The organism is Mesorhizobium sp. M5C.F.Ca.IN.020.29.1.1, assembly GCF_003997375.1.
Classification (GTDB): Bacteria; Pseudomonadota; Alphaproteobacteria; order Rhizobiales; family Rhizobiaceae; genus Mesorhizobium; species Mesorhizobium wenxiniae.
In genome coordinates this window covers 1-11,127 of record NZ_RZSW01000170.1, presented here as the reverse complement: position 1 = coordinate 11,127, position 11,127 = coordinate 1, and the positions used below count along the sequence as shown (strand labels likewise).

Genomic DNA, 11,127 nt, shown 5'->3' with positions numbered 1-11,127 from the left:
AGCCACGATCAATACGGCCGGCCAAGCGGAGGAGGTGATCGATATCCTGTCCAGGCAATCCGACCGCGTCAGGCTGGCTATGGCCAAGCGAGCGCGCGCGACGATCCTGGCATCACATACTGGCGCCGCGAGAGCTCGCGAATTCGTTTCGCTGCTGGCGCGGCCAAGATCGGCACGTCCAGCCCTCGATCTGGACATCGAAAGTGCAGCATGACTGGCAGACAGGAGAAAATAGAGATGCGGCAATCAAGAAGGACGCAACGGACCAAAACGGCGCTTGTCGCCGGCGGCGCGGGTTTCCTCGGTTCGCATCTTTGCGAAACACTGCTTCAGACCGGGTACCGGGTGATCTGTGTCGACAATTTTCTTACTGGCCGGATGGAAAACATCGTCTCGATGATGGACCGTCCTCGTTTCCGGTTGATCGAGCAGGATATTTGCCGCCCCTTGGACCTTGCTGAACCGGTGGACCGCATTTTCAACCTGGCGTGCGCCGCATCGCCGCCGCGTTACCAAGCCGATCCGGTTCATACCACGCGAACCTGCGTGATCGGAACGCTCAATCTGCTTGAGCTTGCCGCCCGAAATAATGCGCGCTTCCTTCAGGCATCGACAAGCGAAGTGTATGGCGATCCCGAACAGCACCCGCAAAGGGAAGACTATGTCGGTCATGTGAACTGCACCGGTCCTCGTGCCTGCTATGACGAGGGCAAGCGAACCGCCGAAACCTTGTGCTTCGATTATTTGAGAACCGAGATGGCCGACATCCGGGTCGCGCGCATCTTCAACACCTATGGTCCGAGGATGGATCCTGCCGACGGCCGGATTGTCTCGAACCTGGTGATGCAGGCTCTCGAGAAGAGACCACTGACGATATTCGGCGACGGGCTGCAGACCAGGTCGTTCTGCTATGTCTCCGATCTGGTTGACGGTCTGGTCCGTCTTATGGATGTCGATCCCAATCCGCGCCAACCGGTCAATTTAGGCAATCCCGGGGAATTCACCGTTCTTCAACTGGCTGGATTGGTGAGAGATATGACCCATAGCAACTCGGTCTTCAAATTCCTGGCACTGCCGCAAGACGACCCTCGCCGGCGGCAACCGGACATTTCCCGAGCAAAAACCCTTCTGGATTGGTCGCCAAAGGTGCCGCTCAGGCAAGGCCTGATGCAGACGATCAGCTATTTTATGGAGCTCGAAGCGAGCCGTAACGAGGATCGAATTCCCCCAATTGCGCCAAGCGTGAGGTCCGCTTCAGGCCGACTGCAAAACTTGCCGGCCTGAAGTCAGGGGAGAGCTGTGCGCTCGGACATGGGCCATGTGAGACCGTGGCGCCCGAACGCGCGCTCTCACTTTTTTCATTAAGGGAACATCCAGCCGAGCTCGCCGTTGGGCGAAGATACCGGCATGGAGAACCGACCCGTGCATCGAAAACGATCCGCCAAGGACATCGAGCAAATGGCCGAAAGGGAAACGGCTGCCTTTCTGAGACGTGCCTCGATCACCTACCTTGAATGCTGTGTGAGCCTGATGATGACGCACCTCGAGCGCGAGGAAGTGGCCACCATCCTCGAAAAGGAAGCGGATATGCTGCGACGGCTCGACTGAGGCTTGCGGCGCTCAGGGCCCAGGCAGCCTCAAACAGCGCTCAGCTTTAATCGGCCACGGAGTTCGTGATTTTTCCAGGTCGCAAGGAACATTCCCGGCAACTGGCAGTTCGGCGCGAGGAACTTATCTTCAACAGCGATGGCGGCAGTTTCGTGGGATCGAAAAAGGTACGGATTGGAATAGCCGGCGTCGGCAATTGCGCGTCTTCCCTTGTCCAGGGCCTCTCATATTATCGGGACGCCAGAGGTAATGAGCCGATACCGGGCCTGATGCATGCCGATCTTGGCGGTTATCATGTCGATGACATCGAGGTCGTCTGTGCTTTCGACGTCGCCAAGGGCAAAGTTGGGCGGGATGTGGCGGAAGCCATATACAACGCGCCCAACAACACCTTCCGCTTTGCCGATGTCGAAGCAACCGGCGTTCGCGTCGAGCGCGGACCAACGCTCGATGGAATCGGCAAATATCTACGCGATGAAATCGAGGAGGCAGAAGAGCCGGTCGCGAATGTCAGCGCGCTGCTGCGGGAAAGCGGCGCTGACGTATTGGTCTCATATCTGCCGGTCGGCTCGGAAGAGGCTACGCGTTTTTATGCCGAATGCGCGCTCGAGGCCGGCTGCGCCTTCGTCAACTGCATACCGGTTTTTATCGCGTCGCGACCGGAATGGCGCCAGCTCTTCGAACAGCGTGGCCTGCCGTTGATCGGCGACGATATCAAAAGCCAGGTCGGCGCGACGATCGTGCACCGGCTGCTCGCTAATCTGTTCCGCGAGCGCGGCGTCCGCATCGACCGCACCTATCAGCTGAATTTCGGCGGCAACACCGATTTCCTCAACATGCTGGAACGCGAGCGGCTGGAATCGAAGAAGATTTCCAAGACACAATCCGTAACCAGCCAGCTCGACGTTCCCCTGGAGGCCGGTAACATCCATGTCGGCCCCAGCGACCATGTGCCTTGGCTTACCGATCGAAAATGGGCCTACATCCGCGTCGAAGGCACGACGTTCGGCGGCGTGCCGCTGAATGCAGAGCTCAAACTAGAAGTGTGGGATTCGCCCAACTCCGCCGGGGTCGTTATCGATGCTGTCCGCTGCGCCAAGCTGGCGCTCGACCGCGGCATCGCGGGAGCGCTGACTGGCCCTTGCAGCTATTTCATGAAGTCGCCGCCCGAGCAGTTCACCGATGCAGAGGCACGCCTGCGCACGCTGTCTTTCATCGCCGGTAGGGACGAGCCGATGCTCGATGCCGCGGAATGACGACGACATTCTTTTTGATCCGCCATGCGGCGCACGACAATGTCGGCGCTTATCTTGCCGGACGCATGGCCGGAGTCTGCCTTGGCGACACCGGCAGGGCACAGGCGTTGCGCCTGGCCAGCCACATGGCACCGAAACCGCTAGCAGCCATCTGTTGCAGCCCGCGCGAACGAACATTGGAAACCGCAAAACCGATCGCAATCGCCTGCAGTCCCGATAAGATTACAATCTGCCAAGAGCTCGATGAGATCGACTTCGGCGCGTGGTCGGGAAAGACTTTCGAAGAGTTGAACCAGGACGCCGACTGGCGGGTGTGGAACAGTCGGCGTCAGCAGGCGAGGACGCCGGGCGGCGAGACCATGCTGGACGTGCAGCAACGTGTCACCTCGCTGATGCAGCAGCTTCGCAAACGCTACCAGAACCAGTCCGTGGCACTGGTCAGCCATGCCGACGTGATCAAGGCCGCCGTCTGCAAGGTGCTCGGCTTGCCGCTGGGAGACTGTTTTCGCTTCGATATCGATCCTGCTTCGATCACCACGGTCGTATCCGGTGACTGGGGCTCCAAGCTGATCCGATTGAACGAAGCCGCCTGACGAGGACTGCCGGATGCGAATGGTCATTTTCGGTCTCACCGTCACCTCCTCGTGGGGAAACGGACACGCGACGCTGTGGCGCGGCCTGATCCGGGCGCTGGGCGGGCTGGGCTGGTCCGTCACCTTCTTCGAACGCAACACTCCCTATTATGCCGGGGCGCGCGACCTTGATCATCTCGATGGCGGCAACGTCGTTCTCTATCCGGACTGGGAAGACATTCGCCATGTCGCGGAACAGGCTATCGGGCAATCGGACATCGTCATCGTCACGTCCTATTGCCCCGACGCCGTGGAGGCATCGCGCCTGGCGCAGCAGACCTGTCGCGGGCTGAAAGTTTTCTACGATCTGGACACCCCGGTCACACTCGCCCGGATCGAACAAGGTCTACGACCGGCGTATTACGGGCCCGAAGGCCTTCGCGATTTCGACCTCGTCCTGAGTTATACGGGGGGAACCGCAATCGATGCGCTGAAAACTCTGCTGGGTGCGCGCCGTGTCTTGCCTCTCTATGGTCATGTCGATCCCGAGCGACACCGGCCAGCAGAGCCCCGGGCTGAATTTGCCGGAGATCTATCCTATCTTGGAACTTATGCGGCTGATCGCCAAGCCGGCGTCGAAAAGCTGCTGGTCCGCACCGCAGCGCGCCTGCCGGACCACCGTTTCGTCATCGGCGGCGCCCAATATCCGCACGAATTTCCGTGGGGGGAAAACATCTTTTTTGTCAGGCATCTTCCGCCTGCGGATCATCCGGCCTTCTTTTGCTCATCGCGTCTGACGCTGAACGTGACCCGCGAGGCGATGGCCAAGAGGGGCTGGTGTCCTTCGGGCAGGCTGTTCGAGGCGGCAGCCTGCGGCGCGGCGATCGTGAGCGACACCTGGCCAGGCCTGAGCAGTTTTTTCCAACCCGGCAGCGAGATCATCCTGGCGGACACCACCGACGACGTGGTCGCGGCAGTCTGCTTGTCCGACAGCGACGTCGACGCAATCCGGCGCCGTGCGCGCGAGCGGGTGTTGGACGAGCACACCTCTGCGCAGCGCGCCAGGGAACTGGACCGCCTCCTGTCCGATGCATTGCAGGGCTTGACGGCGGGCGAGCCGTTGAAGGAAGCAATCTGATGTTGGGCATCGTGCCCGCTGCCGGCCGCGGCAGCCGCATTCAACCGCTCGGCTTCTCGAAGGAGCTCCTGCCGGTCGGCAGCCGCATCGACGGCCAGACCGAGCGCCCGTGCGCGGTGAGCGAATATCTGGTGCGTCGCATGGTGCGCAACGGTGTCGACAAAATCTGCTTCGTCATCGGATCGGGCAAATCGGACATCCTCGAGTACTATGCCGCCGGCTACGGCGAAGCCACCGCACTGTTCGTCGTACAGCCCACTCCCGTCGGTCTTTGCGATGCGATCTTCCGCGCCGCGCCGCTCGTCGCACCGGACGAGACGGTTCTGATCGGCCTGCCCGATACGATCTGGTTTCCGGAAGATGGCTTCTGCCGCCTACCGGACGACCGGCTGTCGTTTCTACTCTTCCCGGTGGATCACCCCGAACTCTTCGATGCCGTCGTTCTCGACCAGGGCGACCGAGTGAGGGAGATCCAGGTCAAGCAACAAGACGCCGCATCGAACTGGATTTGGGGCGCGTTCAAGATGCCGGGCCGCATACTTCACCAGCTTGCCGCGCTTTGGCGCGAGCGGAATCAAAGCGACGAATACGTCGGTACACTCATCAATGCCTATCTGGCGGCCGGCGGCGAGGCTTACGGCGTCAAGGCAGGCACCGCCTATGTCGACGTCGGCACTTTCAACGGCTACCGCACGGCACTTCGGCTGCTTGAGAACAACGACCCTAGGTTGGAGGACCCGAAAAACCTCATGTTCGCGCTGCGAGGGCAGTCGCAGATACCAAGCCATCCAGGCGAAGGAGGCTAGCCATGTTGCATTCGAACGCGGAAATCCGTCGCCGCATCGATGCCCTTGGCCCGTGGTTTCACAACATGGAGCTGGCAGGCGTCGAAACCGCCCCCGACCATTTCCTTGGCAACTACCCGCTGATCAAATGGCGCAAGTTCGCCGACGCCATTCCTGCCGATCTGTCCGGCAACGCCGTGCTCGACATAGGCTGCAACGCCGGCTTCTACTCGATCGAGATGAAACGACGCGGCGCCGGCCGCGTCCTCGGCATCGATTTCGATGAAGCCTATCTGGCGCAGGCGCGCTTCGCCGCCGAGATCGCGGACTGCGACATCGAATTCCAGCAACTGTCGGTCTACGACGTCGGCGCGCTGCGGGAGAAATTCGACATCGTCCTGTTCATGGGTGTGCTGTATCACCTGCGCCACCCCCTGCTCGCTCTCGATCTGATCCGGGAGCATGTCGCCGGCGACCTGATGATCTTCCAGTCCATGCAGCGCGGCAGCACCGAACTGCCTGCACTCGATGAGAATTATCCTTTCTCGACACACGATCTGTTCGACCGGCCCGAGTTTCCCAAGCTGCATTTCGTCGAGCATCGCTATGCCGACGACCCGACCAACTGGTGGATTCCCAATCGCGCCTGCACCGAAGCGATGCTGCGCAGCGCCGGCTTCGAGACCGTGCTGCACCCGGAGCAAGAGGTTTATTTCTGCCGCGCCGCCAACGAACCGGCCGGTGGAGGCGCCGTCTACCCGTCGAAAGGACAACTGCATGATTGAAGCTGCGATGATCTGGAACGAGCCGAACAACAAGTCCCATTGGGATCCCGAACTCGACCCCGACTGGAGCCGCTTCGCCAATATGGCAATGCTGGCCGCCGATGCCATCGCATCGGAAAACCCCACCGTAACCAAGATACTGGGCGGCATTTCGCCGATCGATGCCGATTTCATGGCGCTCATGAAGCAGTACGGCGCGCTGGATCATGTCGATGCCGTCGCCGTGCACGGCTTTCCGCTCGACTGGAACCTCTGGCAGATTCAGGAGTGGCCCCAGAAGATCGGCGAGATTTCGACCGTCACCGATCTTCCTGTATGGGTCAGCGAAGTTGGTGTGTCGAGCTTCGGTGCCGAGGAGGTGCAGCTATGGGGCTTGCGCCGGACCGCCGAACTGCTGCTCGGCAACGCCTCGCGCATACAATGGTACAGCCTCTACGATCTTCCGCGCGAATGGGGGGCAACGACACGCCATCGCGAGGCGGAAGGCTCCTCCTACTACCGCCACTTCTACATGGGCCTGCTACGCGAAGACGGTACGCCCAAACCCGCGCTCGAGGAATTCCTGCGTTACACGCCCGAAATGGGACTGGTGCAATGGTTCCACTTTGAAGATCCCCGGCTGGATGACGCCGTCGCGTGGATGAAGCGGCTGGGCGTCACCAATGTGCGCACCGGACTTTCCTGGGCCGATAGTTTTAGGCCGAATGCGCTGGACTGGTACGACCGGCAGATGGAAGCGCTTGCCGACTTCGACGTGACCATCACCTTCTGCTTCACTCCCGAGCACCGCGGAGTCATGCCGCATCACACCAGTCCGCCGCTAGTGCCGGAGGAATTTGCCGAGTTTTGCGCGACGATGACCCGCCGCTACGCTCCCGCCATGGCTGCCTCGCCAGTCAGAGCGGTGCGGGCTTCGGCAGCATGAGTGAGCAATGCAACACGCACCTGACAGATCCGGAACGCTTGCCGAATTCGCGGCCCTGCTGACAGGCGCTGCCCCGCACGGCTCTGACGGTGCTGAAATCATGATCGTTGTCGCGCATCCGGATGACGAGACCATCGGCATCGGCGGACATCTTGCCGGATTGCGCGGATCTCGCATCGTGCATGTCACTGACGGCGCGCCGCGAGACCTTGATGACGCGCGAGCGTACGGCTTCGAGACTTGGCAGGACTACGCCGAGGCCCGCCATAGGGAGTTGGAGACAGCGCTGGCGGCAGCGGAATTGCCGTCGACGGCCATGATCAGCCTCGGTTATCCCGACAAACAAGCCGCCGGGAATCTTGGCGCGCTCGCACGGGAGCTGACCGGCCTTTTGGCCGATCGCGATGTCAGTTTCGTCTGTACGCATCCTTATGAAGGCGGTCACCCCGATCATGACGCGACCGCCTTTGCCGTACATGCGGCTTGCCATTTGCTGCGCCGCGATGGACGCCCGGCGCCGGCCATCGTCGAAATGGCGTTCTATTGCGCCGGACCTGAGGGCGCAGTCCTCCAGGACTTCAACAGCGTTCCCGGCGGTGAGTGCATCGAACTCCACCTTACGGAAGCGGCCTTCGAACGGAAGCAGTGCATGCTGGCCTGCCACCGGACACAGCAACGGACGCTGGCGCCGTTTACGGCGCGCGTCGAACGTTTCCGGGTGGCGCCCACCTATGATTTCCTGGCGCTGCCGAACAACGGCAAGCTTTATTACGAGGCGCTGCCGCTCGGCTTCGAACCGGCGGTTTGGCTCCACGCCGCCGCCGCTGCACATGAGGAGCTTGGGCTCGGCCGGCCATGACCCTCACCGTCTTGAACGTCGCCTACCCTCTCGCGCCAGTCGGCCCCGATGCGGTTGGCGGTGCCGAGCAGGTGCTGTCGATGCTCGACCAGGCACTCGTGCGCGCGGGACACGGCTCCATCGTGATCGGTTGCCAGGGCTCCAAAGCAGCGGGCGTCCTCATCGAGACACCTGCTGAACCAGGCGTGCTCGACGATGCGGCGAAAAAACGGGCACAGCGCTCCCACCGCGCAGCGATAGACGTCGCACGCGCCCGTTGGCCGATCGACGTGGTTCATCTGCACGGCATCGATTTCGATGCCTATCTGCCTGGCCATGGCCCGACGCTTGTAAGCCTGCACCTGCCGCTCGATTGGTATCCGTCCGATGCTTTGCGCCCAATCCGTGACGATCTATGGCTGCACGCCGTCTCGGCGGCCCAACAGAGGACCGCGCCGCCGGGTGCCAAACTGGTTGCGCCCATTCCAAACGGCGTCGATATCGACGCGCTGAGCGGTCGGCAGTCCAAGCGCAACTTCGCGCTGGTGCTCAGCCGCATCTGCCCGGAAAAGGGCATCCATCTTGCACTGGATGCGGCCAAACAGGCTGGTGTGCCGCTGGTCATCGGCGGCAAGGTCTACCCCTATGAAACGCACACTCTGTACTTTCGTGACGAAGTCCAGCCGCGCCTCGACAAGCAGCGCCGCTTCCTCGGTCCGCTCGGCTTCACCGCCAAACGGCGCTTTCTCAATGCCGCCCGGTGCCTGGTCATTCCCAGCCTTGCCGCAGAAACCAGTTCGCTTGTCGCGATGGAGGCGATGGCCTGCGGCACGCCGGTTGTCGCCTTTCCAAACGGCGCGCTGCCGGGCGTGGTCGAACACGGCAGGACGGGCTTTCTGGTCAATGACGTCCATGAGATGGCGGGAGCCATAGTCGCAGCATCCCGCCTGGATGCCGAGATATGCCGGGCCGAGGCGCGGCGGCGCTTTTCGCTCGACCAAATGATTTCGTCTTACATGAACGCGTACCATGCGCTGGCAGAGCTTGGTGCCGGCCGCAGGCGCCTCGCGGCGGTGCAGTGAGCGGTTTTCATGCTCCGCTCCGAAACCATCGACGATCCGGCCGCCCTTGAGGCCCTGGCGCCGCGCTGGCGGGAGCTCTGGGCGCACAGCCGGACGGCGACACCGTTTCAATGCCCCGCCTGGCTGGTGCCGTGGTGGCGCACATTCGCGCCCGGAGAACTGGCGACGATCGCCGTCTGGCGTGGCGACGATCTGGTGGGATTGGCGCCGCTTTATCTAGAACACACAACTTCCGGTTCGAAACTGCTTCCGGTCGGGATTTCGTTGAGCGACTATCTGGATGTCCTGTGTTTCCCCGGCATCGAAGCGGCTGTCGCCGCCGTCATCGCCGGCCGGGCTCTTGCGATCAATTGGTCCCAATGGATTTTGCCGGATCTACCGGCGGGTGCCGCGGGTCTCGCCATAACGCACCCGGCACTGGAGGCGGGTCAACTCGTCGATCACGCTGCTTGTCCCGTGCTCTCGATTGCCGGGGACGAGGCGCTGGCGGTCTGCGTTCCGGCGCGGCGAAGACGCCAGTTGCGCCGCGCACATAAAGCCGCATGCAGGCGCGGCTGCGTTTCCATCATGTCGGCGCAAGCCGATCCCAAAACATTCTTCGATCACCTGGTCCGCCTTCACGGCGCGCGTTGGGCCGGACATGGCGACGGCGTGCTGGCCGACCCGGCTGCGGAAGAATTCCATCGACAGGCGCTTCCACTGCTTGCCGCGCAGGGCCTTGTGCGATGCTGGCTTGTTGCTATCGATGATGCGGTCGTCGGGGCCTATTACGGATTTCACCATCGCCACCGCGCCTACGCCTATCTTGGCGGTTTCGATCCGGCCTACGCCGATGAAAGTCCCGGCGCAATCCTCATTGGTCACGCGATTGCCGAGGCGGCTCGTGAAGGGGCGCGGGAGTTCGACTTTCTGCGCGGCCAGGAAACCTATAAGTATGGCTGGGGCGCCGTCGACCAATGGACAATGCGAAAGGTCTGGACGCGGAGCATCGCTCAATGAGCACGACCGGACGAAAATCATCGTCACAGGCCTCGACAGCAAGAATGGTGTTCGATGAGTGCATTGCCGACGGCGCCTGCGTCGAAGCCATCATCGCCAGACTGGCGCTTCGCTTCGCGACGGGGATCGATGCCGCAGAATTGGCTGATTTGGCGCTGGATATGCATTCGGCCGACCTTCGAAAACGAGACAGACTGGAGCGGATCGCCGACCTGCTTCGTCACCGGCCTGACATCTTTGCCATGCTGCGTGAAACAGGTGCGGCCGTTCGCCACGAACGTAATCAGGAGGAAACGGATGCCGCTGTCGTCAAGCGGCTGGCCGCCGGGTTCGATGCGGCGGCGATGATTTCCCTGCCTGCAAGCGTGCAACTGTCCTCCCTGGGCGACGAGGAGAGGCTTTCAGCCGCTACCGATGAGATCGTCGAATGGCTGGAAAGGCATGGCTTCACCGGCGCCGATCGGGACATACTGGACCTTGGTTGTGGCATCGGCCGATTCGAAAGCGCGCTCTCCAGCGCGGCGCACCGGGTCGTCGGCATCGACATATCTTCGAAGATGATTTCGATCGCTCGAGAGCGATGTGCCAAGCTGCGCAATGTGGAACTGCGGCCGACCTCTGGTCTCGATCTTGCCGATTTCGGCAACGCAAGCTTCGATTGCGTGCTGGCTGTCGACAGTTTCCCCTATCTGGTACTGGCTGGCCTGGCGGAGCGGCATTTCAAGGAAATTGCGCGTGTTCTGAGAACGTCAGGCATGGCAGCACTTCTGAATTACTCCTATCGCGGATCGCCGGCGCTGGATCGTGCCGATGTTCACCGCCTCGCCGAAGCCCACGGCATGCAGGTCGTGGTTGCCGGCGAGAAGCCGTTCCGGCTGTGGGATGGCAATGCCTTTCTTCTTTCTGCATCCGACGGAACATTACGGCCCAATGATTGTTCGGGCGTCAAATAGAAAAGGCACCTGTGAGTGCCCACAATCCGAAGGAGGACTAGATGGCATCCGGCGGTAGACATCACCTCTGCCGTCAGGGTAAGGCGCCGGCGCGTTGACCGATTTGGCCAAGGACAAGGTCGAGGAAACGCGGCCTTGTCAGAACAGAGCCTAGGAAGCAGCACACCGAGCGACGCCGGCTCGACG

The 11,127-nt window shown here is 61.6% G+C and carries 12 protein-coding genes and 1 pseudogene; all 13 read left to right on the top strand.

Features of this window, described 5'->3' with window-relative positions:
• Positions 1-214: pseudogene (locus tag EOA85_RS38120) on the top strand (glycosyltransferase); the annotation flags it as partial.
• A 23-nt stretch (positions 215-237) separates the two neighbouring features.
• Complete coding sequence (locus EOA85_RS15610) at positions 238-1,284, top strand: UDP-glucuronic acid decarboxylase family protein (protein ID WP_029356186.1); 1,047 nt, start codon at positions 238-240, stop codon at positions 1,282-1,284.
• A gap of 138 nt (positions 1,285-1,422) precedes the next feature.
• Positions 1,423-1,608, top strand: a complete 186-nt coding sequence (locus tag EOA85_RS15605) for a hypothetical protein (protein ID WP_127210156.1) — start codon at positions 1,423-1,425, stop codon at positions 1,606-1,608.
• A 152-nt stretch (positions 1,609-1,760) separates the two neighbouring features.
• The gene (locus EOA85_RS15600; protein WP_065006871.1) at positions 1,761-2,864 is read left to right on the top strand and encodes an inositol-3-phosphate synthase; all 1,104 of its coding nucleotides are present in this window, start codon (positions 1,761-1,763) and stop codon (positions 2,862-2,864) included.
• On the top strand, positions 2,861-3,457 hold the full coding sequence (locus tag EOA85_RS15595) for a histidine phosphatase family protein (protein WP_065006872.1): 597 nt from the start codon (positions 2,861-2,863) through the stop codon (positions 3,455-3,457). The genes EOA85_RS15600 and EOA85_RS15595 overlap by 4 nt, the downstream gene beginning before the upstream one ends.
• A 13-nt stretch (positions 3,458-3,470) precedes the next feature.
• Positions 3,471-4,574, top strand: coding sequence for a glycosyltransferase (locus tag EOA85_RS15590; protein ID WP_127210154.1), 1,104 nt, complete (start codon positions 3,471-3,473; stop codon positions 4,572-4,574).
• A complete protein-coding gene (locus EOA85_RS15585; protein ID WP_164759683.1) occupies positions 4,574-5,380 on the top strand; it encodes a nucleotidyltransferase family protein in 807 nt (268 codons plus the stop codon). Before EOA85_RS15590 ends, EOA85_RS15585 begins: the two co-directional genes overlap by 1 nt.
• Positions 5,381-5,382: 2 nt before the next feature.
• Complete coding sequence (locus EOA85_RS15580; RefSeq protein WP_127210152.1) at positions 5,383-6,144, top strand: TIGR04290 family methyltransferase; 762 nt, start codon at positions 5,383-5,385, stop codon at positions 6,142-6,144.
• Entirely contained in the window at positions 6,137-7,069 is a 933-nt protein-coding gene (locus EOA85_RS15575; RefSeq protein ID WP_065006875.1) for a beta-xylosidase, read from the top strand. Before EOA85_RS15580 ends, EOA85_RS15575 begins: the two co-directional genes overlap by 8 nt.
• A 7-nt stretch (positions 7,070-7,076) precedes the next feature.
• Entirely contained in the window at positions 7,077-7,928 is an 852-nt protein-coding gene (locus tag EOA85_RS15570) for a PIG-L family deacetylase (RefSeq protein WP_127210150.1), read from the top strand.
• Positions 7,925-8,989, top strand: coding sequence for a glycosyltransferase (locus EOA85_RS15565; protein WP_127210148.1), 1,065 nt, complete (start codon positions 7,925-7,927; stop codon positions 8,987-8,989). The genes EOA85_RS15570 and EOA85_RS15565 overlap by 4 nt, the downstream gene beginning before the upstream one ends.
• 9 nt (positions 8,990-8,998) lie before the next feature.
• On the top strand, positions 8,999-9,988 hold the full coding sequence (locus EOA85_RS15560) for a GNAT family N-acetyltransferase (RefSeq protein ID WP_127210146.1): 990 nt from the start codon (positions 8,999-9,001) through the stop codon (positions 9,986-9,988).
• Entirely contained in the window at positions 9,985-10,941 is a 957-nt protein-coding gene (locus EOA85_RS15555; RefSeq protein WP_127210144.1) for a class I SAM-dependent methyltransferase, read from the top strand. Before EOA85_RS15560 ends, EOA85_RS15555 begins: the two co-directional genes overlap by 4 nt.
• Positions 10,942-11,127: the final 186 nt, after the last annotated feature.